We start from the raw sequence: 24,632 nt of genomic DNA on the forward strand, positions 1-24,632 counted from the left end.
CGCATACCCAAACACCTCAGATTTGGGCGCCATCATAGCGCCCGATTGAAGTGTCCAAAATCATTAGGCCAGTTCAATCCAGCTCCCACCATTGACCGGGCCTTTGTCGAACCATCCGTCGCCTGATACACCGCCAACCCTTGTAGGAGCCGGCTTGCCGGCGATAGCGACCTTCCTGTCGGCATATCCTTTTCCTGGTACCCCGCCATCGCCGGCAAGCCGGCTCCTACATGGGGTCGCGTTGCGTCGCGCAGGGTTGTGTTGGGTTACCGGAATGCGCCCACAAAAAAGCCCCTCGTGTGAGGGGCTTTTTGTGGAGCGTTAACGCATCAGGTCATCTGAATGATGGTCTGCATGATGGTGCTCTGGGTGGAGATGGTCTTGGCGTTCGCCTGGTAGTTGCTCTGGGCCTTGATCAGGTCCACCAGCTCGTTGGTCAGGTTGACGTTGGAGTTCTCCAGGGAGTTGGCCACGATCGAACCCAGGGTGCCGGCTTGCGGGGTGTCGTAACCCGGCTGGCCCGAAGCGAAAGTCTCTCTCCAGGTGGTGCCACCGGCTGGCTGCAGGCCTTGTTCGTTGTTGAAGCTGGCCAGGGAGATCTGGCCGATGGCCTTGCTCTGCTGGTTGCTGAACGTGGCGAACAGTACGCCGCTGCCGTCGATTTTCAGGCCGGTGATCTGGCCAGTCGCATAACCGTCGGTGGTCGGCGGGTTGCGGTAGGTGGCCGAGTTGTATTGGGTGATGTTGCCCATGTTGATTGCGATGCCGGTAGGGTTGGCAGTCGCACCGTTTGCCTTCCACACACCATTGGTCACGGTACCCGGCACCCAGCCGGTGATGGTCAGGGTATTGCCGGTCACACCTGCCCCAGCAACAGTGGTGAGCTTGCCGGAACCATCAAACGTCAGCGTCGTCGCAGCAGGTGGCGCAGTGCCTGCGCCTGTGCCCGTTGGCAGTGTGCCGTCCGGGTTACGGCCATCGATCAGCGTGTAGGATTTCCAGACGTTGCTGTCGGTCTTGACCAGGTACTGCACCATCGGGTGAGCGTTACCTTGGTTGTCGTACAAGGTGGTGCTGTATTGAGTGGTAAAGGTACTGGTGTCACTTGGGTCAAACGGCTTGGTCGTCTGGTTGATCACCGCTTCTGAAGAGTTCAGGTTACTGGTGGAGTCCACCTTGGTGGACGCCTTCGGCGGCAGGTTCGACAGGTTCAGTTGCAGGTCAGTCAGGCCGCCCTTGATGATCTTGCCATCGGCGTCCGCCGCGTAGCCTTGCAGGCGCGAGGTGCCGGTGTTGTTGGTGATGTAGCCGTCTTTGTCGGCACGGAAGGCACCGCTGCGGGTGTATTCCAGCGAGCCGTCGCTGGCCTTCTGCACGAAGAAGCCACCGCCCTGGATCGCCATGTCCAGGATGCCGCCGCTGTTGTTCACGTCACCTTGGGTGAACTGCTGGGACACAGCCGCCAGGTTCACACCGTTGCCGATGCTGTTCTGGCCGGTGCCCAGCTTGGACGCCGCGTAGATGTCCGCGAATTCCGCACGGGACGACTTGAAGCCAGTGGTCGCGACGTTGGCGATGTTGTTGCCGGTCACGTCCAGTTGTTTGTTGGCCGCATAGAGGCCGCTCAGGCCGATGTTAAAAGACATGTTTCTCTCCTTCTGCCGTATTTAGCCGGCTCTATGTACCGATAGTCTGAATTTGCGACAGCTTGACGCTGCCCATGCCGCCTGCAAGGTTCAACAGCATTTCGCCGCCGGTCTTGCTCAGCGTCACGCTGGTAACGGTTGCCGGCAGCGAAGTGGCCAGGGCAACCGAGTCGCCCTTGTCGTTCTTCGTGGTGGCGGCAAAGGTGTAGGTACCGGCAGGGGCGACTTCGCCCTTGTCGTTCTTGCCATCCCAGATAAAGCTCGCATCGCCGGCGCTTTGGGCACCCATGTCGATGGTGCGCACCACGTTGCCGTCTTTGTCGGTGATCTTCACGGAGACGTTGCCCGTCGCCGCCGTCACCGCTACCGAACCGGTCATGCTCTTGCTGGTATCAACCATGGCCTTGTCGGTCTGGGTGATGATCGAACGCCCCACCAGCGACGACGCTTGCAGCGCTTGCGACGAGCTGAAGTTGCTGGAGATCGCATTCACCGAGTCGTTCAGGGTGTTGATCCCTTCCAGGCTGCTGAACTGCGCCAGTTGCGCCACGAACGCGCCGTTGTCCTGAGGCGACAGCGGGTTCTGGTTTTTGAGCTGGGTCACCAGCAGTTGCAGGAATGCGTCCTTGCCCAGCGACTGGTTGCCCGTCGCCGCCTTGGAAGCGTCACCGACGCTGCTGTTGTCCGTCGCGGTCTTGACCTTCGAGTTGAAAAGGTCCTGAACCGCCGTATTGGTAGAAGTGGTATCAACAATGGCCATTATTTGGCGCCCCTTATCACTGACCCAGGGTCAGGACCTTCTGCATCATGGTTTTGGCGGTGTTCATCATTTCCGCGTTGGTCTGGAACGAGCGGCTGGCGGAGATCATGTCTGCCATCTCCTCGACCACGTTGACGTTCGGGTAGTACACGTAGCCTTTTTCGTTCGCTGCCGGGTGGTTCGGCTCGTAGCGGGCTTCCAGGTTGCTCTGGTCTTCAACGACGCCGAGCACCTGCACGCCTTGGCCGGCGGCATCCTGGTTCTGGAACAGCGAATCGCTGCCACCGCTCTGGCCGCCCTGGAACATGGTGGCGAACACCGGGTGACGGGCGCGGTAGGTCTGGTCAATGCTCGAAGACACGGTCTCGGCGTTGGCGATGTTACTGGCGACGGTGTTCAAACGCGTGGTCTGCGCGCTCATGCCACTGCCGGCAATATTGAAAACACTGGCTAGGGACATGGCTTACTCTCCACGCAGGGCTGACATCAGCCCTTTGAATTTACTGTTGAGCAGGGTAAAGCTGGCCTGGAAGTTCACCGAGTTCTCGGCGTAGGCCGATTGCTCCAGCTGGGCGTCGACGGTGTTCTGGTCGATCGACGGCTGCATCGGCGTGCGATACAGCAGCGACTCGTCACCATTGCCCAGGCCTTGCGCTTCGATATGACGGCTATTGGTCATGTTCAAGGCGAAGGTGCCGTTCTTGGTCTTGTCCTGCTGTGCAGCGAGCACGGCGGAGAAGTCCAGATCCCGAGCCTTGTAGTTCGGGGTGTCGGCGTTGGCAATGTTGTTGGCCAGGACTTCGGCACGCTGGGCGCGGAAGCCCAGGGCTTGTTCGTGGATACCGAGCGCTTTATCGAAGCTGATGCTCATGGCGGAAACCTTTAGGCTGACCTGCTTTTCGTAACTGGGTTATAGCAAGGCGCATGCCAATTAACGAAAAGGCCGTAACTCAAGGGTTTGCGGGGGGGTTGCCGGTGGCAATGCCAGAAAAGCGGCAACCGGTTTCCGCGTGGCGCCAGTAAAGCGGCAATGGGGGTTTGCCGCTCGGGGAAGGATTGCCGCAAAAAAAATGGGAGCCGGCTCTTGTAGGAGCCGGCTTGCCGGCGATGCAGGCACCTCGGTTTTTCAGTTAGACCGAGGTGATGCTATCGCTGGCAAGCCAGCGCCTACAAAAGCCTGGCTCCCACAGTGTTTGGGTATTACTTGGCCTGGTAGATGATCCCCGGGCTGCACTGCACCATCTGGTAATGATCCGGCAAACCGTTCAGCGCTTCGGAAGCGCCGAGGAACAGATAGCCGCCGCGCTTGAGCGTGCCGTGGATGCGCAACAGGATGTCTTTCTTCACTTCGGCCGAGAAGTAGATCAGCACGTTGCGGCAGAACACCATGTCGAACTTGCCCAGGCTGGCGTAGCTGTCGAGCAGGTTGAACGAGCGGAACTCCACCCGGTTCTTGATCGGCGCCTTGACCGCCCAGCGCCCTGCCCCTTTCGGGTCAAAGTAACGCTGCAGGCGTTCCTGGGACAAACCACGGCCCAGGGCCAGGCTGTCGTACTCGCCGGTCTTGCAGTTGGTGAGCATGGTGCCGGACAGGTCGGTGGCAACGATTTGCGCACCAGCCTTCAATTGGCCCATGTTGGTTCGTTCGAACTCGTCGATGGACATCGAGATCGAGTACGGCTCCTGCCCCGAAGAACACGCCGCCGACCAGATGCGCAGGCGCTGACCCGGGCTGGCCTTGATGGCTTCGGGCAGCACTTTGCTCTTGAGCACCTCAAAGGGGTAGGTATCCCGAAACCACAGGGTTTCGTTGGTGGTCATGGCATCGACCACCATTTCCTTGAGGCCACTGCGCGGCTGGCCCTGGATGCGCTGGACCAACTCGCCCAGGGACTTGATACCCTGCTGTTCCATCAGTTTGTTGAGACGGCTGGATACCAGGTACTGCTTGTTTTCACCGAGCAATATGCCACAGGCTTTTTCCAGGAAGACCCGGAATTGTTCGAAATCCAAATTACCCGTAGACAATGATACCGCCTCTTAAATCGTGTGACCGCCAGGGGAAATCCCCCTAGCCGTGATCTGCTGCCTTGATCCGGTCGACTACCCGGGATGCCAGGTCATCAGGACGAAATTTGGCCAGGAAGTCATCGGCACCGACCTTCTTGACCATCGCCTGATTGAATACACCGGACAACGAAGTATGCAGGATGATATGTAGTTTTTGCATGCGTGGATCGTTGCGTATCTCGGCCGTGAGGGTGTAGCCGTCCATTTCCGGCATCTCGATGTCGGAAATCATCATCAGGAATTCTTCTTCCGGCTTCTTGCCCTCATCCACCAGCTTGCGCAGGTAATCCAGCGCCTGGCGTCCGTCATTGAGCGCGACCACTTCCACACCGACGGTTTGCAGGCAACGGGTGACCTGCTTGCGCGCCACGGAGGAGTCATCCACGGTCAATACCCGCAGCGATACCGCCTTGTGCGCAGTTTCGGCATCAACCACACCGACCGAGATGTTTTCCGAGGTCGGCGCCACTTCGGCGAGGATCTTCTCCACGTCGATGATTTCCACCAACTGGTTATCGACCCGCGTCACCGCCGTGAGGTAGTGATCGCGGCCGGTGCCCTTGGGCGGCGGATGGATCTCTTCCCAGTTCATGTTGACGATGCGCTCCACCGAGCGCACCAGGAAGCCCTGGGTCTTGGTGTTGTACTCGGTGATGATCACGAACGGGCTTTCACGGTCTTGCAAACCGGAAGAACCGGTGGCCATGGCCAGGTCAAGAATCGGGATCGTCGCACCCCGGATGTTGGCAACGCCACACACCACCGGGCTGGACTTGGGCATGATCGTCAGCTTGGGACATTGCAGCACTTCCCGCACCTTGAACACGTTGATGCCATATAGCTGCTTGCCGTCCAGGCGAAAAAGCAACAACTCAAGGCGATTCTGCCCTACCAGCTGTGTGCGCTGGTTTACTGAATCCATTACACCTGCCATGCCCAGACTCCTACGCTAAAACCTAAGGGGTACGACGCGCACCCAACATTAAACGGCACGAGCTTTGCTTTTTATTGGTCATGAACCTTAAAACGACAGTTTCCCGACGCCTTGCTCCCCAACGACTCCGTAGCCTGCTCTGCGCGTCGCTGGCATTGCTTGCCATGGGCACAGGGGCCACGGCCCGCGCAGATAACGTCACCTTGCCTGATCTACTTATCGGCGTCACTCAGGGCTTTCTTGAGTTCACTGTAGAAGATTATCTGGCGACCACCCAGACGCCCGGGCGCTACGAAATCCAGGTCAACCAGCTGGACCCTCGACTACGCATGCCGGCGTGCGACAAGGAATTGACAGCCACCCTGGAAAGCCCGGCCCAGCCGATCGGCCGTGTCACGGTCAAAGTGCGCTGCGAAGGCGCGTCGCCCTGGACGGTGTTCGTACCGGCGCAGGTGAAGTTGTTCCGCGACGTGGTGGTGGTGACCCGCCCCCTCAAGCGCACCGGGATCATCGGCGATCAAGACGTTGCCTTGCGTGAGCGGGATATCAGCCTGATCAATCAGGGTTACCTCACCACGCTGGACCAGGCCATCGGGCAGAAACTGACCCGACCAATGGTCACCGACCAGGTGATTACCCTGGTTCACCTGGAGCAGGCCGAGGTTGTGCGCAAGGGCGACCAGGTGGTGATCTCTGCCAGCAGCGGCTCGCTGAACGTGAAGATGCCGGGCGAGGCGCTGTCCAACGGCGGCATGAGCGAGCAGATCCGCGTCAAGAACCTGAATTCCAACCGCGTGATCAAGGCGCGGGTGACCGCTCCCGGACAAGTCGAGGTGGCTTTATAGATCACTGGTATCGGACGCCAGCTTTTCCTACACTGTGCGCCAGACGTTCGCGCAAACAGGTTTATTGTCAATCGAGCCTAAAGTTTGTCCGGGTATGGCCGAAAACATGGCAAGCGTCCAAATACCCAGAGGTTTTTTTATTATGGTCATTGATTTCAGCCGTTTGAATAACGCCCAGGCTTTGCCCGGCTCTACGCGCACCAGCGGTGCCAAGGACAGCGTAGATGCCAAGTCCCAGCCCCTGCCCGCCAAGGCAGAGCAGGCCGGTGCCAGCCAAAGCGGGGAATCGGTACACCTGAGCAATGAGGCTCAACAGTTGCAGAAGGTCACTGACTCGCTGCGCGATCAACCGGTGGTCAACAAAGCCCGCGTGGCCGAGTTGAAACAGGCTATCGCCGATGGCAGCTATAAAGTCGACAGCAACCGTGTAGCCAGCAAGCTGCTTAACTTCGAAGCCGAGCGCTAGGCAAAGGCCTGCGCAGGGCTTTTGGACGCTTAAAACCCAAGGCCAGCCATGCACCACGACGAACATTTGCTTCAACTGATCATTGACGATCTGGCGCCGACGCAACATTTGCTCGAGCTGCTCAAAGAAGAGTCCCTGGCCTTGTACGGCCGGGACATGCGCTTGCTGGAGGAAATCCTCGCACGCAAGCAGTCGCTGATTGTGCTGCTGGAACAGCATGGCAAGAAGCGCAGCCAGATTCTCATCAGCCTGGGCCTGCCCGCTGATCACGACGGCCTCGCTCAGCTGGCCAGTCACTCCTCGGTCGGCGATCAACTGCTGGCACAGAGCAACGCCCTCAATCTATTGCTCGCCCAGTGCCAGGAAGCCAACCTGCTCAACGGTCAGTCGATCCAGCTACAGCAAGCTACGACCGCCAACCAGTTGCGTATACTCCACGGCGGAGAGCCTCCGGCCCTCTACAACGCCCAAGGCTCCACCTCGCGCCTGGTCAAGCCAAGCACCCGCAGCCAAGCCTGACGCCGGTTTTCAGCGCGCCCTATCCAAGGCGCGCTACATGCTGGCAAAATGCCTGCTCTTGCGTGATGTCGTATTTTGTCTGGAGATGGAAGAACCGTGTTCAACGCCCTCAATGCGGAAGATGCCCCGCAGCCACCCAAGGTCCTCACCACGCCTCTGGAAATCGCCGGCACTTTGCGGATGCTGCAAGAAAGCCATGATCCTCTGATCATCACTTTCCATGAACGCAGCCAGCGCTTCCAAAGCTACCTGGTGGACGTTGACCGGGACAGCGGGACGCTGGCCCTGGACGAAATGATCCCGCGCGACGGTGAGCGCTACCTCGAAAATGGCGAACCGTTTCGCATCGAGGGTTTCCACGAAGGCGTGCGTGTGGCCTGGGAAAGCAACGGCACCCTGACCATCAGCGAAAAAGACGGGCACCGCATCTACACCGGCAGCATGCCCGACGAGGTGGTCTACCATCAGCGCCGTAACGCCTTCCGCGCCGCATTGAAGCTGGCCCAACTGGTCAATATCGAACTGGGTGGCGAGAAGCTCAAGGCGCCGATCAGCGGCAAGTTGCTGGACATCTCCGCCACCGGCTGCAAATTGCGCTTTGAAGGCGATATCTCCGAGCGCCTGCAACTGGGCCAGGTCTATGACCGGTTTATCGCCGCCCTGCCCTTCGGCAGCATGACCACCTCAGTGGAGCTGCGTTACCTGCACTTCGAAGAGAAGATCAACACCACCTTTGCCGGCGTGCGTTTCCACAACATGAGTGGCCTGGTGCAGCGCCAGGTCGAGCGCTTTGTGTACCAATTGCAGCGCGAAGCCCGTCGCTTCGATAAAGACGACGACTTCTAAGCATTTTCGAGCGCAATAAAAAACGGGCAGATCCTGATGGGATCTGCCCGTTTTTGCTTTCAGGGCCGCGCGCGGCTCAGGTCATGAGGGTGGTCATCCGGGTCCAGGGGCGGCGGTGGCCCTTCGACGACGGACTCATCCACCACCGGCGCCGGATCGGCTTCGGGCGCAGGGTCCACGGGCGTGGCCTGCATCTGTTCCTGCACCACCGCCTCGTCCACCCGTGGATCAAGGCAAGCCACCAGCGGCGAGCTGGACATGCTGTCGGGCATTGCCACGTGATGCAGCGGTGCATCATCCACCTGATGCAGGTTGGTGACCGCCTTCGGCCGGATACGCCACACCAGGATCAACGCACACAGGCTGAAGAACGCATACAGCATGTGACTGCCAAACAGCTTCATCGCCACACCCGCCAGCAGCGGCCCGATACTGGCGCCAATGCCGTAGGTCACCAGCAGCATTGCCGTCAGAGAAACCCGGCGATCACCTTCCACATGGTCGTTGGAAAACGCCACGGCCAGCGGATACAGGCAGAACTGCACCAGCGAACACAAGAAACCGGCGACGAACAACACTTCCAGCGGCACCTGCGACATGATTGCCAGAGGTAATGCCGCCACCGCGAGGCACAACGCAAAGCAGCGAATCAGCAAGGCCCGATCATAGCGATCCGACAACCAGCCCAACGGCCACTGCACCAACAGACCGGCAAAAATACAGCAGCCCATGAACAGACCAACCTGCTCGGTCGTCAGGCCTTGCTGCGACGCATAGAGCGGCGCCAAACCGTAGAACGAGCCCACGATTACCCCGGCCCCCAGCACCGTGCTCAGCGACTGCGGCACCCGTTTAATGAAGAAACGCGGCTCCATCGGCGCCGGGTGTAGAGGCGCGGGGTGGATGCGTCGGGTCATGGCCACCGGCACCAGGCACAGGGCAAAGCACACCGCGACCAGCATCAGCAGTTCGAGACCGAGTTGAGGGTGCATGACCAGAATCAACTGCCCCAGCACCAGACCCAGGTAGGACGCGATCATGTAGCCGCTGAACACCACGCCACGCTGCTTGGCGTCCGCCTGCTCGTTGAGCCAGCTTTCAATGACCATGTACTGGCACATCATCCCCAGGCCCACGATCGTACGCAGCACGATCCAGGCCGGCAGCCAGTTGATCAACCCGTGGCCGAGTACTGCCGCACCGACGATCCCGGCACAGGTGGCATAGGCGCGAATATGCCCGACGCGGGCGATCAGCCGGTGCCCGATCTTGCCGCCCAGTACCAGGCCAAAATAGTTGGCCGCCATCAACGCACCGACCCACAGGCTGTCGACATGGTCGGCGGCCAGGCGCAGGGCCAGGTAAGTACTGAGCAGGCCGGAGCCGATCAGCATCATCAAGGAGGCGAAATAAAGGGCTCGAAAAGATTTCCAGATCTGGCGCATCGGCGTTCCGAGCGGCTCCTTGCGGTGAGAGACAGGGCTATCGGCATGATAGTCCGGGGTTGCCGGATCCGGACAGGCGGTATCGGCTGTTTCCGGGGAATTTTTTGCTTAATCACTCAGACGCCGCTTGCTCGCCTGGGAGGTACACCGGTTGCGATAAATAGATGGTGCACTGGCTGTGAACCCTGATCGCCCGCAAGGTTCGACGCGATGTTGCCACGCGCCCACAAAAAAGCCCCGCCAGAACAGTCTGTGCGGGGCTTTGAATCTGGTGTCCCAGGGCCGGTTCGAACGGCCAACCTTCCCCTTAGGAGGGGGATGCTCTATCCAATTGAGCTACTGGGACAAATGACAGGCGCCTGCCAAGCGGGCGGCGACGGACGGCGTGCATGTTAACGGTCAGGTCAGCGTTTGTCATGTCGTCCGTGGGCTTTTTGAGCGTAGGTCGCTCCTTACTCGGCCAGGCTGTGCATCGCCCCGTAAACACGGGCACTTTGTGGCGTCGTGCAAAATGCAACCCTGCGAAATGCCCGTCTTGCAAAATGCAACGCAACAACCCCCATAAACGTCTATAAGCTATTGATTTTATTGGGATAAAAGGTTGGCACGAGGCCTGCAATACTTATCCTACAGACAGACCTCATCCGGCCCAGCCACTGCGGAGAACAAGAACATGAACAGCGCCCTCCTGTTGACCCTTAATGCGGTAGCCCTGGCAGCACTGGTCATGTTCCATTTCCAGTCCGCCAATTCGGATGACGCCGGGCAAATCAGCCAAGCAGTGCCGCATCACCTGCAACAGCGACCACAACTGGCGGTGATGACACCTGGCGTGCAAACGCCGATTCGTGTGAATCAGGACGCTCAGGCCGCTCCTGTTTCCGAACACTGGGTTTTCTGAGGTAACCGCGATGACTAAGTCTGCATGGCTGTTTTTATGCCTGACCTTCGCGGCAGGCGTGTTTGGCATGAGCGCATCAGCCCAGGATGAGCAAACCACTGCATTCGTCGTCGCTGGCGTGTTTGCCAGCCTGCTGGTGCTGTCGCTCATCGTTGGCCGCCGATTCAAATTCGACCCTGTGTTGCGCTGAGCCCTCCTCCTGTACCTACCTTATGTCGCCCCGCCCTAGTAAATCGGCAAATTGCCACTAGTCTTAAAATTAAGGGCAAAAGGCCATATTGCTATAGGATGTGCGGCCTCAAACCCTGTGGTGGCCTGGACTTACGGGAAGTTCCCTTGGGGAATGACTCGTGGAAAAGTTTTCCAACCAGTCCGCAAAAATGCAAATCAGTGCTGGCATAAAGCCTTTAGGCAGTTCAATATTTGTCACAGAATTGACGCCAAGGAACTGTCAAATCTGAGGCATGATGCGGCCTCTTTGCAATTCGGGTTGAACTTTGGTCGTGAGTCTTGTCTTAACACTCATCTTGCGGCCAATTCCAAAAACCGCTCCCCTGAACTAACCGGTTAAATATATGCGCCCATTGAAACAGGCAATTTATTCCAGCCGTACGGCTGACAAGTTCGTCGTACGTCTGCCAGACGGAATGCGGGAACGCATTGCCGAGGTGGCTCGCAATCATCACCGCAGCATGAACTCCGAAATCATCGCGCGCCTGGAACAGAGCCTCATTCAGGAAGGTGCGTTGGGCGAAGAGTTGAGCATGCGCCTGGACAGCCCAGAGCTGTCACTGCACGAACGCGAACTGCTGCAGCGTTTTCGTCAGCTCTCCCACCGCCAGCAAAATGCTCTCGTCTCGCTTATCGCGCACGACGTTGAAGCGGCCGCAGAAGCCGATTGATCTGCAACTGAAAGCCGAAGCCAGCCATGTGCTGGCTTTTTTTTGCGTGGGATTTGGACGGGACGGGTTGCGGCTGATGCGGGGCGCCCAGTTAGACCGAGGGGGTGCGATCGCTGGCAAGCCAGCTCCTACAGGGAGCTGGCTTGCCAGGCAGGTCAAAGCAGGAAGATCGTGGCCAGGCCCAGGAAGATGAAGAAGCCACCGCTGTCGGTCATGGCAGTGATCATCACGCTGGCCCCCATTGCAGGGTCACGCCCAAGGCGCGCCAGGGTCATGGGGATCAGCACCCCCATCAGCGCAGCCAGCAACAGGTTGAGCGTCATGGCGGCGGTCATCACGACACCCAGAGACCAGCTGCCATACAGCAAGTAGGCCACGATACCGATCACCCCACCCCACACCACGCCATTGATCAGCGCAACCGCCAACTCTTTGCGCATCAGGCGTGAAGTGTTGCCCGTGTTCACCTGGTCGAGCGCCATGGCGCGCACGATCATGGTGATGGTCTGGTTACCCGAGTTACCACCAATACCTGCCACGATTGGCATCAGGGCCGCCAGGGCCACCAATTTCTCGATCGAGCCCTCAAACAGGCCAATGACTCGCGAGGCGATGAACGCAGTGATCAGGTTGATCGCCAGCCACGCCCAGCGGTTACGCAGCGAGCGCCAGACGGAAGCGAAGATATCTTCTTCCTCACGCAGACCCGCCATGTTGAGGACTTCGGTTTCGCTCTCCTCACGAATCAGGTCAACCATCTCGTCGATGGTCAAACGGCCGATCAGCTTGCCGTTTTTGTCGACCACCGGGGCCGAGATCAAGTCATAACGTTCGAACGCCTGGGCGGCGTCGTAGGCATCTTCGTCCGGGTGAAAACTCACCGGATCACTGGCCATGACGTCCGCGACTTTCTTCTCGGGGTCGTTGACCAGCAGACGCTTGATCGGCAGCACACCCTTGAGGATGCCCTCGTAATCGACCACGAACAATTTGTCGGTATGGCCCGGCAGCTCCTTGAGGCGGCGCAGGTAGCGCAGAACCACTTCCAGGCTGACATCTTCGCGGATGGTGACCATCTCGAAGTCCATCAGCGCGCCGACCTGATCCTCGTCGTAAGACAAGGCGGAACGCACCCGCTCACGCTGCTGGCCGTCGAGGGCCTCCATCAGCTCATGGACAACGTCACGCGGCAGCTCTGGGGCCAGGTCAGCCAGTTCGTCGGCATCCATCTCCTTGGCGGCGGCCAGGAGCTCATGATCGTCCATGTCGGCGATCAGGGTTTCACGAACCGAATCGGATACTTCGAGGAGGATGTCGCCGTCACGGTCAGCCTTGACCAACTGCCAGAGGGTCAGTCGATCATCAAGCGGCAAGGCTTCAAGAATGTAGGCAACGTCGGCGGAGTGCAGGTCATCGAGCTTGCGTTGCAGCTCGACGAGGTTTTGCCGGTGGACCAGGTTTTCGACGCGGTCGTGGTTCGGACCTTCCTGGCGATGCGTGAGGTCTTCGACCACGCGCTGGCGCTGCAGTAGCTCGATGACTTGAGCTAGGCGATCCTGCAGGCTTTCTTGTGTTTTCTTTACTTCTACTTCGGTCATAGGCGAACTCCACTCCCAGCAGCGGGGCACGCCGGAAGGATCAATCAGTCAATTCATGATTGGTAAAGCGGGGTACTGAGTAACTACTGGGTAAGTCCATGGAGGTATTCCACAAGCCCCGGCGGGGCTGACGGGCGCAATGATACACGCTGCGCGCGCTTTTAACGTCAAAAAACTGGAAAGAACAAGCGCTTGCGAGCCAAAGCTGAGCATTGGCTGCATCTATGAACTGCGACGACGCAGCCGAGGAGGAAAACACATGAGGGCAGGAGAAAAAGATGAAATCCTACACAAACCCCAGACGGCAAAAAGCCCGCACTAGGCGGGCTTTTTGTTTGTATGTTTGGTGCACTCGACAGGATTCGAACCTGTGACCGCTCGGTTCGTAGCCGAGTACTCTATCCAGCTGAGCTACGAGTGCAAATTGTGTTTTTAGACCAGATCACAACTGGTTGAAGCCGAGTTACCTGCATTACTGCAACTAACTCTTAAATGGTGCACTCGACAGGATTCGAACCTGTGACCGCTCGGTTCGTAGCCGAGTACTCTATCCAGCTGAGCTACGAGTGCATTTGTTGCCGCGCATTATAGGCCGTTCAATCTCTATGTAAAGCTATTTTTTCGTTTAATTTCAACAACTTAGCGAAAAAACCAGATTGCAACGTACTAAGCAAATAATGGCGGAGAACGGGGGATTCGAACCCCCGACACCCTTTTGAGGTGTACTCCCTTAGCAGGGGAGCGCCTTCGGCCACTCGGCCAGCTCTCCGCAACACGGGGCGTATATTAACCACGTTCATCCCCGTTTGCAAACATAAAAAACGATAAAAATTAAAGGCTTGGTTCTTCGTCCTTCTCTTTCTTGATCCGCAGGTAGATTTCCTCGCGGTGGACCGCTACCTCTTTCGGAGCATTAACCCCGATACGTACTTGATTGCCTTTGACGCCGAGCACGGTCACGGTGATTTCGCCATCACCGATAATCAGGCTTTCTGCGCACCGACGAGTCAGAATCAGCATACCTTTCTCCTCACGCATTTCAGTTCAGGAACAACAGTCTGCAAAAAAAAGGCCTTCGACCTACAACCAAAAAGGCCATAGCCCTACCCGCCTAAGTATTGTCGAGCCCACGTAAAAGAACATGCGCCCCACAAAAAAAGGAAAGGCGCGGTAAACCGCGCCTTCCTGGCACTGCATCACTCGCCCTGTCGGGCCGGAGCGTCGAGCTCAAACGCGGTATGCAGAGCGCGTACAGCCAACTCCAGGTACTTCTCTTCGATCACCACCGAGACCTTGATCTCCGAGGTGGAGATCATCTGGATGTTGATGCTTTCCTTGGCCAGCGCCTCGAACATGCGGCTGGCAACGCCGGCATGGGAACGCATGCCCACACCCACGATCGACACCTTGGCAATCTTGGTATCGCCGACCACTTCACGGGCGCCAATCTCGCTCGCGGTGTTCTGCAGGATCCGCTCCGCCGCATCGTACTCGTTGCGGTGCACGGTGAAGGTGAAATCGGTGGTGTTATCGTGCGAAACGTTCTGCACGATCATGTCGACTTCAATGTTCGCGCCACTGATAGGGCCCAGGATCTTGAAGGCCACGCCCGGGGTGTCTGGCACGCCACGGATCGTCAGCTTGGCTTCATCGCGGTTGAAAGCGATGCCGGAAATGATCGGCTGTTCCATGGATTCCTCTTCATCAATAGTAATGAGGGTGCCCGGACCCTCTTTGAAGCTGTGCAATACGCGCAGCGGAACGTTGTACTTGCCGGCGAATTCCACCGCGCGAATCTGCAGCACCTTGGAACCGAGGCTGGCCATTTCCAGCATCTCTTCGAAGGTGATCTTGTCCAGGCGCTGGGCCACGGACACTACGCGAGGATCAGTGGTATAGACGCCATCGACATCGGTGTAGATCTGGCATTCATCAGCCTTCAAGGCTGCTGCCAGCGCTACGCCAGTGGTGTCCGAACCGCCACGCCCAAGGGTAGTGATGTTGCCCTGCTCGTCGACACCCTGGAAACCGGCGACAACCACCACTCGCCCTTCCTTCAGGTCCGCACGAATCTTCTGATCGTCGATCTGCAGGATGCGCGCCTTGGTGTGCGCACTGTCGGTGAGGATGCGCACCTGGCTGCCAGTGTAGGACACCGCTGGCACGCCACGCTTGTTCAGCGCCATGGCCAACAGGGCAATGGTCACCTGCTCACCCGTCGACACGATCACATCCAGCTCACGCGGCAGCGGCTGTTGATCACCGCTGATTGCCTTGGCCAGGTCGATCAGGCGATTGGTCTCACCGCTCATGGCCGACAGCACCACCACCAGGTCGTCGCCGGCATCGCGGAATTTCTTAACCTTGTCGGCGACCTGCTCGATTCTTTCGACAGAGCCGACCGAGGTGCCTCCAAATTTCTGTACGATCAAAGCCATTTCTAAGCCGCCTCAGCCCGTAAAGGGGCGCCCAATAAACAAATCTTGCAGCACCGCAGCGAGCCCATGACTAGACCATGGGCTCATTAACGGTGCCTTAAATGCCTGCCTCGACAAACGGCACGGTCAGGGCCAGGGCCGCGTCCAGGGAGCCTGCGTCTACACCACCGCCTTGCGCCATGTCCGGACGACCACCGCCCTTCCCGCCCACTGCCGCAGCGGCTTGCTTCATCAAATCACCGGCCTTGAGTTGGCCAGTCAGGTCCTTGGTTACACCGGCAACCAGAACGACCTTATCCTCATGGACACCGCCGAGCAGGATCACTGCGCGGCCGAGCTTGTTCTTCAACTGATCGACCAAGGCCAACAACGCCTTGCCGTCCTGGCCATCCAGGCGCGCAGCCAGGACTTTCACACCCTTGACGTCCAGCGCGGTAGCAGACAGATCGTCACCCGCCGCACTGGCTGCCTTGGCTTGCAACTGTTCCAGCTGTTTCTCCAGCGCACGGTTGCGCTCCAGCACAGCGGACAGCTTGTCGATCAGGTTGTCGCGGCTGCCCTTGACCAGGCTGGCCGCTTCCTTGAGTTGTTCTTCGGCCGCATTGAGGTAGGCCAGGGCCGCAGCGCCGGTCACTGCTTCAATACGACGTACACCAGAGGCCACGCCGCCTTCGCTGATGATCTTGAGCAAGGCGATATCGCCGGTACGGTTGGCGTGGATACCGCCACACAGTTCCACCGAGAAATCGCCGCCCATGCTCAGCACGCGCACGCTGTCGCCGTACTTCTCGCCGAACAGCGCCATGGCGCCCTTGGCCTTGGCGGTCTCGATATCGGTCTCTTCGGTTTCCACTGCGGTGTTCTTGCGGATCTCGGCGTTGACGATGTCTTCCAGTGCCTTGATCTGCTCAGGCTTGATCGCTTCAAAGTGGCTGAAGTCGAAACGCAAGCGCTGGCTGTCCACCAACGAACCTTTCTGCTGAACGTGCTCGCCCAGTACCTGGCGCAGGGCAGCGTGCAGCAAGTGAGTGGCCGAGTGGTTCAGCGACGTGGCGTGACGCACGTCCGCGTCCACTTGCGCATCTACCGGCGAACCCACGGTCAGGCTGCCCGAAGCCAGCACGCCGTGATGCAGGAACGCACCACCGGTCTTGGTGGTGTCGCGCACGTCAAAACGGCCGGAGGCAGCCTTGAGGAAGCCGCAGTCGCCGATCTGGCCACCGGATTCGGCGTAGAACGGGGTCTGGTCCAGCACCACAACACCGTCGTCACCTTCATTCAAGACGTCAACCGACTGGCCTTCTTTATAGAGGGCAACCACTTTGGCCGAGGCTTGGGTGGCGGTGTAGCCGGTAAACTCGGTGGCCACGTCAACCTTGACCAGGCTGTTGTAGTCCAGGCCGAACGAGCTGGCCGAACGTGCGCGCACGCGCTGGGCTTCCATCTCGCGCTCGAAACCTTCCTCGTCGAGGGTCAGGTTGCGCTCACGGGCGATGTCGCCGGTCAGGTCCATCGGGAAGCCGTAGGTGTCGTAGAGCTTGAACACCACGTCGCCCGGCACCACGGTGCCCTGCAGGCCGGCAAGGTCCTGCTCGAGGATTTTCAGGCCCTGCTCCAGGGTCTTGGCGAACTGCTCTTCCTCGGCCTTCAACACGCGCTCGATGTGCGCCTGGTTCTGGGTCAGTTCCGGGAACGCATCGCCCATCTCGGCCACCAGAGCCGCGACGATCTGGTAGAAGAAGCTGCCATTGGCACCCAGCTTGTTACCGTGGCGGCAGGCGCGACGGATGATGCGGCGCAGCACATAACCACGACCTTCGTTGGACGGCAGCACGCCGTCGGCAATCAGGAAACCGCAGGAACGGATGTGGTCAGCCACCACCTTGAGCGAAGCCTGTTCTTCGTTGGCGCAACCGATGGCCTTGGCAGCCGCGGCCAGCAGGCTCTGGAACAGGTCGATTTCGTAGTTGGAATGCACGTGCTGCATCACCGCACTGATCCGCTCCAGGCCCATGCCGGTGTCCACCGACGGCGCTGGCAATGGATGCAGCACGCCATCGGCGGTGCGATTGAACTGCATGAACACGTTGTTCCAGATCTCGATGTAACGGTCGCCGTCTTCTTCCGGCGAGCCCGGAGGGCCGCCCCAGATGTCGGCGCCGTGGTCGTAGAAGATCTCGGTGCAAGGGCCGCACGGGCCGGTGTCGCCCATGGTCCAGAAGTTGTCGGACGCGTACGGCGCGCCTTTATTATCGCCAATGCGCACCATGCGCTCGGCCGGTACGCCAACCTGCTTCGTCCAGATGTCGTAGGCTTCGTCATCGCTGGCGTAGACGGTCACCCAGAGTTTTTCCTTCGGCAGCTTCAGCACGCCGGTGAGGAAGGTCCAGGCGAAGTTGATCGCGTCCTGCTTGAAATAATCGCCAAAGCTGAAGTTGCCGAGCATTTCGAAAAAGGTGTGGTGACGGGCGGTGTAGCCGACGTTTTCCAGGTCGTTGTGCTTACCACCGGCGCGCACGCACTTCTGGCTGCTGACTGCACGGGTGTAGGCACGTTTTTCCTGGCCCAGGAAGCAGTCCTTGAACTGGTTCATCCCCGCGTTGGTGAACAGCAGGGTGGGGTCATTGCCTGGGATCAAGGAGCTGGAGGCTACACGGGTGTGACCTTGCTCTTCGAAGAAGCGAAGGAAGGCTTCACGGATTTCTGCGCTTTTCATTAGGTTCTTCCACGGAGGCTGCGGCCAAAGGCCAGTGCGCAACATCATCAGACGGAGCGACGGCAAAGGGCCGCATTATATCGGCCCTTTGCCGGTGGTACAGCGTGTTTATGAGATAGAAACAGTCAATTAGACGGTCTGCACTGTCATTTTCGGGAAAACTCGACAAATGTCTGCAGCACCTGCTCCATCTGCGCCCGGCTCACGTCCAGATGCGTGACCATGCGCAGGCGCGGTGCGGCGCTCAACGTGATGCCGCGCTCGGCGGCAAACGCCTTCAAGGCCTGCGCCTGGTCGCCGATCTGCACGTAGACCATGTTGGTCTGCACCGGCTCGACCTCAAAACCAGCCTTGCGCAGTTCATCCCCCAGCCATTGGGCGTTGGCGTGGTCATCGGCCAGACGCTGCACCTGATGATCCAGGGCATACAGCCCCGCTGCCGCCAGCGAGCCGGCCTGACGCATGCCACCGCCGACCATCTTGCGCAGGCGGCGCGCCTTGGCGATCAACGCCGTGGAGCCGCACAGCACTGAGCCAATCGGCGCGCCGAGGCCCTTGGACAGGCACACCGACACCGAATCGAAATGCCGGGCAATTTCCCGCGCATCCACGCCCAGCTTGACCGCCGCGTTGTAGAGCCGCGCGCCATCCAAATGCAGGGCCAGGCCGTGTTCACGGGTAAATGCCCGCGCCTTCGCCAGGTACTCCAGCGGCAACACCTTGCCTTGCATGGTGTTTTCCAGCGCCAGCAGACGCGTGCGGGCAAAGTGGAAGTCATCAGGCTTGATCGCCGCCAGCACCTGGTCCAGGTCCAGCGAGCCGTCCGCCTGCACTTCCAGTGGCTGGGGCTGGATCGAACCGAGCACCGCCGCGCCGCCACCTTCGTACTTGTAGGTGTGGGCCTGCTGGCCGACGATGTATTCCTCGCCACGCTCACAGTGGGCCATCAACGCCAACAGGTTGCTCATGGTGCCGGTGGGCACGAACAACGCGGCAGCAAACCCCAGGCGTTTGGCCAGTTCGGCTTCCAGATGGTTGACGCTGGGGTCTTCGCCGTACACATCATCGCCGCTGGCGGCATTGGCCATGGCGTCCCGCATGCCGGGGGTGGGTTGGGTCACGGTGTCGCTGCGCAGGTCGATCACAGACATGAAACAAGCCTCTGAGGGATGAGTAAGTTCCTTTTGAAACAGATTACTGCGGGCAAAGCCACGGAATATCAAGCCCCAAACCCCTTCAATCGAATACCAACCAAACAAACCGATATAGCTTATCGATACAGCGGTGGTGCAGTTTTTGAAAAACCGTGTTAAAAACTCTCCGCCGCCAGGGTTCTGGCGGCAACGTTCTCAGGGCGGGGTGCAATTCCCCACCGGCGGTAATTGCACGCGATGTGCATAGCCCGCGAGCGCTTGGCGCCTCGAACTGCTCACGCAGGACGGCGACAAGGTCAGCAGACCCGGTGTGATCCCGGGGCCGACGGTCATAGTCCGGATGAAGAGAGAACGGGATTGGCACCTAAGGGCCGCGCGCCGACCTCATGCTTGCATGACGAAGCTGTCCGTACCCTTAAATCCCATTCGATTCATAACGCCCTGTTTTTTTCTTAAACAGGAGTCAGAACATGCAACCCACCGCAATCGACAGCAAAATCAAGCACCACCACGGCGAGCGCGTCGCGTTTATCCAGGCCTGCTGGCACAAGGATATTGTCGACCAATCGCGCAAAGGCTTCCTCGCCGAAATGATCGCCCAGGGCTACCAGGAATCGGACATCGATTTCTTCGAAGTCGGCGGCGCCTTTGAAATGCCCCTGCACGCCAAGCTGCTGGCCAAGACCGGTCGTTACGCCGGTATCGTCGCCGCCGCGCTGGTGGTGGACGGCGGCATCTACCGCCACGAATTCGTCGCCCAATCGGTGGTCAGCGGCCTGATGCAAGTGCAGCTGGAAACGGAAGTACCGGTGTTCTCGGTGTCCCTGACCCCGCATCACTTCCACGCGGGCAGCGAACACCACACCTTCTTCTTCGATCACTTCGTGCACAAGGGCCAAGAAGCCGCCCGCACCTGCGCCGATACCCTGCACAAAGTGCGTGCGATACGCCGCAGCGAGCAAAAACTGGCGGTCTGACACCTCCTCAGCCCGTGATCAAAAATGCCCCGGCAAGCCTTTGCCGGGGCATTTTTTTTGACACCTGCATATCTACCGCGTCGAGATCCTGCCCCTGCGGTTTAGTAAGGCCTGACCCCTTACCCCATACGCAAGGACCTGCAACATGCTCCCCCATCAAAACGCCGAAGGCGTCTACGTCCTCGATGCACGCATACTCACCCCCACCCCGAGGCGCGAACCCACCAACGAACGTCCCGGCGGCCCGGGCTTTATCGAAATCCACGACATTCTTGAAAACGAAAATGTGCGCATTGAACGCAGGCTGTTCAGGGATGAGGACGTTGATCAACTGTGCCTCAGCACCTTCGATACATCCGACATCATCAATATATTCGCCGCCCCCCACATCGACAGCCAGTTGACGCTGACCGTGCAGATCAACCAGTCCCGCTACGAAATCACCCTTGACTGGCGCGCACAAACGCTGGTGCTGACCACCCGCGGCGGCAATGACCGCATTCATATCGAAGACAACGTCATCGTGCCAGTCTTTGTCTACAGCGGTGAGGGCGACGATCGAGTGGTCAGCGCAGCTCAAGCGGCAAGCCTGCACACCGGCCCCGGCGATGACTTCATCGCGGTCGTCAACGGCGCCTGCCATGTCGAAGCCGGCGAAGGAAACGACGAGGTGCATGGTTTTCAAGACACCCATATGACCGTGTATGGCGGCCCCGGTGCCGATGAAATCAGTGGTGGCAGCGGCTCATGCTTTATCGATGGCGGCCAAGGCGATGATCATCTTATCGGAGGGCGTGGACCGAATATCCTCAGTGGCGGCCCCGGTAATGACCGGATCAAGGCCGGCCCTGCCAGCAACGTCATCTACACGGGCGATGGGTTCAACGACGTCACACGCCTCAAGGCAGACGACGTCACGTATTACAACTTCAAGAGCAGCCTGACCGTTGATTGCGCCTTGATAATGCACCCGGACGTGCTGGATGACTTTCCTCCCGGCCAAGTGGCTTCCCACGCGGTTCATTTGGAGCCCAAACCCTTGGACCAGAGCGGACTCGTTGTACAAGGCAGTGCGCAATTCGTCCAGCGAGTCAATGACGATTTACGTCTGCTGCTCGGCTCACCGACCGGGCAACGCTTGCTCGCGCAACTGGAGCGTGCCGCGCGCGACAGCGGACACCCCATCACCATTCATGAGTTCTACCCCAAGCTCAACGGGCAATTCGTCCCGGCGTCCGGCACCCGCGACTGGCCGTTTATCGACAATGACCAACCTGGCCGCCCCTCGTTCGGCGGGAAGATTTGGTACAACACCACGGACATCGTCCCCGGAACGCCCAGCATCATTAACCTGTTCCACGAGCTGTGCCACGCCTGGAACCACATCAGTGGCACGGTGTTGCGCGGTGAGAGCCCCGACGGCATTGACGGCAACAAACCGCGCTACCCGGTGAACAACCACGAACTGCAAGCCGTGGGCCTGCCAACGACGGCGCCACCGTTCGACTTTGACCGCGACCCGAGCACCCCACCTGGCAACACCAACCCGCCGGAATTCAGCGAAAACGGGCTACGCAAGGAGCTCGGGCTACCGCCGCGCAAACAGTACCTGAATAATTAAACCAGACCGTTCTCGGTGGTAGGCACAATCAAAATTCCCGCACGCAAGCCATTTTTCACCTTCGGGTTAGGAAAGATGATGCGCGCCCCATCTTCTTCGATCACCCAGCGGGTCTTGGCCACGTCCTCCGCCAGCAGATACCCCTTGGCCAGCGGAGAGAAGTTTTCAACATCCGCCGGCAAGTGCATCAGGAAAGCATCGCTGTGCTTGATGACTTCACGGGACACGGCAAACAGTTGCAGGCCATCCAGGCTGGACACCTCAGGTTCGGTGCCTTCGATGATCTGCTTCAAGCGGGTTTCCAGGCGGGACACGTCCACGCCCTGGTTCTGCCCGAACGGCCGCGCCTTGCCCAATTCCAGGGTGAAGGCTTCAGCCTCCAGTTGCTCGTAGGTGAATGCGGTAAAGGTGATCGAGGTCTTGTTCTGCAACAACACCGCTTCCATGCCGGCGGCACGCAGGCGTTCCAGTTCGCGGCGTGAATGCTGGCGCCCGTCCTTCCACGGGTACAGCGCGAACTGCTCGATCTTCGAACCACGGATCGCCGTGTGCAGGTCGTAATGCAGACGCGAGCGGTCAGGCAGGCTGAAGAAGGTGCGGGCCAGTTGCTCCAGCTCGGCGGCGCGCATGGCCTCCGGGCCGATGTTTTGTTCGTGACGGCCGTTGAACAGCCGGTTGACGTCCAGTTCCAGGTAACGCTCGCCGCGGCGCATGGCCTCGGGGTTGCCGAACAGGAACAGGATGCGGTTGCGGGGTTTGATCTCCCCACGGGCAATGCCATGCAACAGGCGGTCGAGCAGTTCGATCGGCGCGGTTTCGTTGCCATGGATGCCAGACGACAGCAGCAAGTCGCTGCCGTTGTCTCGGCCCTGCGGCGGGCGCACTTCAAGCGCGCCCTCGCTGAGCCAGCGCATCTGCACGCCGTCGACAGTCAGTTGAATTTTTTGCGCCGGTTCACGACCGGCGAGGGTCAGTTCAAGCAGTTTGCCGAGGGCGAGCATAAGCAGCTTCCTTAGTGGTTGCAGCCTGGGCCGTGGACGTGATCGTCGTCGTCACCTTCAACGTCGGCTGGTTCCATTTCCAGTTGCAGGCTCATCAGGTTGGTCGCCAGTGGGCGCATCAGCAGGTTGGCGTACTCGGCGTCGCCTTCTTCCACGTCCACGCCGATCAGCAGTTGGCCACGGCCGTCGTGCTGGATCCAGATCTCCTTGCCCTGCCACACCACGGCGACGCGGGTGCAAGAGGTTTCCAGCTGGGTGCCGTCGGTGTCTTCAAGGATCAGCTTCAGGGTGTCGGTGGTCATAACTATGTTCTCAGCCGTATGGCGTTAATTGATCTGGAAAGGATAAACCGAGCCCAGTTTAAGGATTTGCGTCAGTTCATCCAGTGCCGTCCGGCACTCAAGCAGTAACTGCGGGTCAGCCAGGTCGCTTTCGCGCAGGCTGTCGCGGTAATGCTTGCCTACCCACTGGGTCAGTGTTTCGTACAACGGCGCGGTCATGATAACGCCTGGATTCACCGCCGCCAGTTCCGTTTCATTCAACGCCACGCGCAAGCGCAGGCACGCCGGACCACCGCCGTTCTGCATGCTTTGCTTGAGGTCGAACACCTTCACTTCGCGGATCAGCCCACCGGAAGCGGTCAGGCCCTGCAGGTATTGCCAGACGCGCTCGTTGGCGCGGCATTCTTCCGGCACGATCAGCAGCATCGAACCGTCGGCATGGCTGAGCAACTGGCTGTTGAACAGGTACGAACGCACGGCGTCCTCGACGCTGACTTGGGCGCGGGGCACGCAAACGGACTGGAAGTTGCCGCCCAGCTTGCCCAATTTGGCGTGCAGTTCACCCAGCATCTGTTCGGTATTGAGGAACGCGTCCTCGTGATAGAACAGCACTTCGCCGTTGCCCACGGCGATCACGTCGTTGTGGAACACGCCGGCATCGATCACCGCCGGGTTCTGCTGGGCGTAGACCACACCGTCATCCTTCAGCCCGTGCAGGCGCGCAACGGCCTGGGACGCTTCAAGGGTCTGGCGCGCCGGGTACTTCTGCGGCGCCGGGTAGCGCGGGTCGAACGCACTGCGGCCGAACACAAAAAACTCCACGCCCGCCTCGCCGTACTCACGGCAGAAACGCGTGTGGTTGGCGGCGCCTTCGTCACCAAACTGCGCCACAGCGGGCAAGGCGGCGTGGTGGGCGAAGTGCTTCCCATCGGCAAACATCGCGCCCAGCACGCGGCTGGTGGTCGGGTGCTCGATGCTGCGGTGGTATTTGCAGTTGAGGTTGGCGGCGGTGAAATGCACGCGGCCATCCGCGGTGTCGGCGCTCGGGCTCACCGTGGCGGCATTGGCCACCCACATGCTCGACGCCGAGCAGCTCGCCACCAGCAGCGGCATGGCTTGCTTGGCAGCCTGCTGGATCACCTGCGCGTCGCTACCGCTGAAGCCAAGGCTGCGCAAGGCGGCCACATCAGGACGTTCCTGGGGCGCCAATACGCCTTGCACAAAGCCCATGTCCATCAGGGCTTTCATTTTTTGCAGGCCCTGCAACGCCGCTTCCTTGGGGTTGGAATGCTGCTGGCTGTTGCTCTGGGACGCGACGTTGCCGAAGGACAAACCGCCGTAGTTATGGGTCGGCCCCACTAGACCGTCAAAATTGACTTCATAGGATTTCATCGGCGAGGCTCCACGAACATCTGTTTTTATAGGCATCTAGTGCAGATCTGTAACTGTTAACCCGATCAACTGTGGGAGCTGGCTTGCCTGCGATGCGGACGACTCGGTCTATGATAAAAC

24 protein-coding genes, 4 tRNA genes and 1 riboswitch are annotated in these 24,632 nt (G+C 59.4%); of the genes, 9 read left to right on the forward strand and 19 right to left on the reverse strand.

The window, feature by feature from the left end:
* Positions 1-329 precede the first annotated feature (329 nt).
* The 6 genes from flgE to AC07SU_RS22500 form a co-directional block, all read right to left on the reverse strand.
* Complete coding sequence (flgE, locus tag AC07SU_RS22475) at positions 330-1,646, reverse strand: flagellar hook protein FlgE (RefSeq protein WP_176997942.1); 1,317 nt, start codon at positions 1,644-1,646, stop codon at positions 330-332.
* Between the two features lie 31 nt (positions 1,647-1,677).
* Entirely contained in the window at positions 1,678-2,406 is a 729-nt protein-coding gene (gene flgD, locus AC07SU_RS22480) for a flagellar hook assembly protein FlgD (RefSeq protein ID WP_176997943.1), read from the reverse strand.
* A 16-nt stretch (positions 2,407-2,422) separates the two neighbouring features.
* The gene (gene flgC / locus AC07SU_RS22485; protein ID WP_016973698.1) at positions 2,423-2,866 is read right to left on the reverse strand and encodes a flagellar basal body rod protein FlgC; all 444 of its coding nucleotides are present in this window, start codon (positions 2,864-2,866) and stop codon (positions 2,423-2,425) included.
* A gap of 3 nt (positions 2,867-2,869) precedes the next feature.
* Positions 2,870-3,277, reverse strand: coding sequence for a flagellar basal body rod protein FlgB (gene flgB / locus AC07SU_RS22490; protein ID WP_003214246.1), 408 nt, complete (start codon positions 3,275-3,277; stop codon positions 2,870-2,872).
* 329 nt (positions 3,278-3,606) lie between these two features.
* Positions 3,607-4,434: a protein-glutamate O-methyltransferase CheR gene (cheR, locus tag AC07SU_RS22495; RefSeq protein WP_025854126.1), complete on the reverse strand. Its 828-nt coding sequence runs from the start codon at positions 4,432-4,434 to the stop codon at positions 3,607-3,609.
* A gap of 43 nt (positions 4,435-4,477) precedes the next feature.
* Positions 4,478-5,410 (reverse strand): chemotaxis protein CheV, encoded by a 933-nt coding sequence (locus AC07SU_RS22500; protein WP_176997944.1) that lies wholly within the window; start codon positions 5,408-5,410, stop codon positions 4,478-4,480.
* 80 nt (positions 5,411-5,490) lie between these two features.
* Here AC07SU_RS22500 and flgA point away from each other — a divergent pair, with 80 nt between their 5' ends.
* The 4 genes from flgA (at position 5,491) to AC07SU_RS22520 (ending at position 8,086) form a co-directional block, all read left to right on the forward strand.
* Positions 5,491-6,255, forward strand: coding sequence for a flagellar basal body P-ring formation chaperone FlgA (flgA, locus tag AC07SU_RS22505; protein WP_494998268.1), 765 nt, complete (start codon positions 5,491-5,493; stop codon positions 6,253-6,255).
* A 142-nt stretch (positions 6,256-6,397) separates the two neighbouring features.
* Positions 6,398-6,721 (forward strand): flagellar biosynthesis anti-sigma factor FlgM, encoded by a 324-nt coding sequence (gene flgM, locus AC07SU_RS22510; RefSeq protein WP_176997946.1) that lies wholly within the window; start codon positions 6,398-6,400, stop codon positions 6,719-6,721.
* A gap of 48 nt (positions 6,722-6,769) precedes the next feature.
* Complete coding sequence (locus AC07SU_RS22515; protein ID WP_176997947.1) at positions 6,770-7,240, forward strand: flagella synthesis protein FlgN; 471 nt, start codon at positions 6,770-6,772, stop codon at positions 7,238-7,240.
* Between the two features lie 96 nt (positions 7,241-7,336).
* Positions 7,337-8,086: a flagellar brake protein gene (locus AC07SU_RS22520; protein ID WP_176997948.1), complete on the forward strand. Its 750-nt coding sequence runs from the start codon at positions 7,337-7,339 to the stop codon at positions 8,084-8,086.
* Positions 8,087-8,145: 59 nt separating this feature from the next.
* Here AC07SU_RS22520 and AC07SU_RS22525 read toward each other — a convergent pair whose 3' ends face one another.
* Positions 8,146-9,531 carry an MFS transporter gene (locus tag AC07SU_RS22525; RefSeq protein ID WP_176997949.1) on the reverse strand — a complete coding sequence of 462 codons (1,386 nt, stop codon included), beginning with the start codon at positions 9,529-9,531 and terminating at the stop codon, positions 8,146-8,148.
* A gap of 269 nt (positions 9,532-9,800) precedes the next feature.
* A tRNA-Arg gene (locus tag AC07SU_RS22530) sits at positions 9,801-9,877 on the reverse strand.
* Positions 9,878-10,204: 327 nt separating this feature from the next.
* On the opposite strand from AC07SU_RS22530, the gene AC07SU_RS22535 reads away from it, so the two are divergent.
* The 3 genes from AC07SU_RS22535 to AC07SU_RS22545 all read left to right on the forward strand — a co-directional run bounded on the left by AC07SU_RS22535 (position 10,205) and on the right by AC07SU_RS22545 (position 11,334).
* Entirely contained in the window at positions 10,205-10,432 is a 228-nt protein-coding gene (locus AC07SU_RS22535; RefSeq protein WP_494998269.1) for a hypothetical protein, read from the forward strand.
* 10 nt (positions 10,433-10,442) lie between these two features.
* Positions 10,443-10,622 (forward strand): PA3371 family protein, encoded by a 180-nt coding sequence (locus tag AC07SU_RS22540; protein WP_494998270.1) that lies wholly within the window; start codon positions 10,443-10,445, stop codon positions 10,620-10,622.
* Between the two features lie 385 nt (positions 10,623-11,007).
* Positions 11,008-11,334, forward strand: coding sequence for an Arc family DNA-binding protein (locus AC07SU_RS22545; RefSeq protein WP_024076996.1), 327 nt, complete (start codon positions 11,008-11,010; stop codon positions 11,332-11,334).
* A gap of 155 nt (positions 11,335-11,489) precedes the next feature.
* Here AC07SU_RS22545 and mgtE read toward each other — a convergent pair whose 3' ends face one another.
* The 8 genes from mgtE to ltaE all read right to left on the reverse strand — a co-directional run bounded on the left by mgtE (position 11,490) and on the right by ltaE (position 19,237).
* Positions 11,490-12,932: a magnesium transporter gene (gene mgtE, locus AC07SU_RS22550; protein WP_176997952.1), complete on the reverse strand. Its 1,443-nt coding sequence runs from the start codon at positions 12,930-12,932 to the stop codon at positions 11,490-11,492.
* Positions 12,933-13,276: 344 nt separating this feature from the next.
* A tRNA-Arg gene (locus AC07SU_RS22555) sits at positions 13,277-13,353 on the reverse strand.
* 72 nt (positions 13,354-13,425) lie between these two features.
* Positions 13,426-13,502, reverse strand: a tRNA-Arg gene (locus AC07SU_RS22560).
* 108 nt (positions 13,503-13,610) lie between these two features.
* Positions 13,611-13,701: transfer RNA gene (locus AC07SU_RS22565), tRNA-Ser, on the reverse strand.
* 62 nt (positions 13,702-13,763) lie between these two features.
* The gene (gene csrA / locus AC07SU_RS22570; RefSeq protein ID WP_003175645.1) at positions 13,764-13,952 is read right to left on the reverse strand and encodes a carbon storage regulator CsrA; all 189 of its coding nucleotides are present in this window, start codon (positions 13,950-13,952) and stop codon (positions 13,764-13,766) included.
* A 176-nt stretch (positions 13,953-14,128) separates the two neighbouring features.
* The gene (locus AC07SU_RS22575) at positions 14,129-15,370 is read right to left on the reverse strand and encodes an aspartate kinase (protein WP_024076998.1); all 1,242 of its coding nucleotides are present in this window, start codon (positions 15,368-15,370) and stop codon (positions 14,129-14,131) included.
* A 97-nt stretch (positions 15,371-15,467) separates the two neighbouring features.
* Positions 15,468-18,086 carry an alanine--tRNA ligase gene (gene alaS / locus AC07SU_RS22580; RefSeq protein ID WP_457407257.1) on the reverse strand — a complete coding sequence of 873 codons (2,619 nt, stop codon included), beginning with the start codon at positions 18,084-18,086 and terminating at the stop codon, positions 15,468-15,470.
* A 146-nt stretch (positions 18,087-18,232) separates the two neighbouring features.
* Positions 18,233-19,237, reverse strand: coding sequence for a low-specificity L-threonine aldolase (gene ltaE, locus AC07SU_RS22585; protein WP_494998271.1), 1,005 nt, complete (start codon positions 19,235-19,237; stop codon positions 18,233-18,235).
* 190 nt (positions 19,238-19,427) lie between these two features.
* Positions 19,428-19,597, forward strand: a riboswitch (FMN riboswitch).
* Between the two features lie 113 nt (positions 19,598-19,710).
* Between ltaE and AC07SU_RS22590 the strand changes: the two genes are divergently transcribed.
* Together AC07SU_RS22590 and AC07SU_RS22595 are read left to right on the forward strand one after the other, a co-directional pair.
* Positions 19,711-20,217: a 6,7-dimethyl-8-ribityllumazine synthase gene (locus AC07SU_RS22590; RefSeq protein WP_178925486.1), complete on the forward strand. Its 507-nt coding sequence runs from the start codon at positions 19,711-19,713 to the stop codon at positions 20,215-20,217.
* Between the two features lie 145 nt (positions 20,218-20,362).
* Positions 20,363-21,838 (forward strand): M91 family zinc metallopeptidase, encoded by a 1,476-nt coding sequence (locus AC07SU_RS22595; protein ID WP_494998272.1) that lies wholly within the window; start codon positions 20,363-20,365, stop codon positions 21,836-21,838.
* On the opposite strand, the gene astE is transcribed toward AC07SU_RS22595, so the two are convergent.
* Genes astE through astB form a run of 3 tightly spaced genes read right to left on the reverse strand, consistent with a single transcriptional unit; the run spans position 21,835 to position 24,512 of the window.
* The gene (astE, locus tag AC07SU_RS22600; RefSeq protein ID WP_494998273.1) at positions 21,835-22,839 is read right to left on the reverse strand and encodes a succinylglutamate desuccinylase; all 1,005 of its coding nucleotides are present in this window, start codon (positions 22,837-22,839) and stop codon (positions 21,835-21,837) included. The genes AC07SU_RS22595 and astE overlap by 4 nt on opposite strands.
* An 11-nt stretch (positions 22,840-22,850) precedes the next feature.
* The gene (locus AC07SU_RS22605) at positions 22,851-23,141 is read right to left on the reverse strand and encodes a hypothetical protein (RefSeq protein WP_003214319.1); all 291 of its coding nucleotides are present in this window, start codon (positions 23,139-23,141) and stop codon (positions 22,851-22,853) included.
* A 24-nt stretch (positions 23,142-23,165) separates the two neighbouring features.
* The gene (astB, locus tag AC07SU_RS22610) at positions 23,166-24,512 is read right to left on the reverse strand and encodes an N-succinylarginine dihydrolase (RefSeq protein WP_494998274.1); all 1,347 of its coding nucleotides are present in this window, start codon (positions 24,510-24,512) and stop codon (positions 23,166-23,168) included.
* Between the last annotated feature and the right edge of the window lie 120 nt (positions 24,513-24,632).

The organism is Pseudomonas sp. GW821-FHT05H12 (assembly GCF_059419385.1).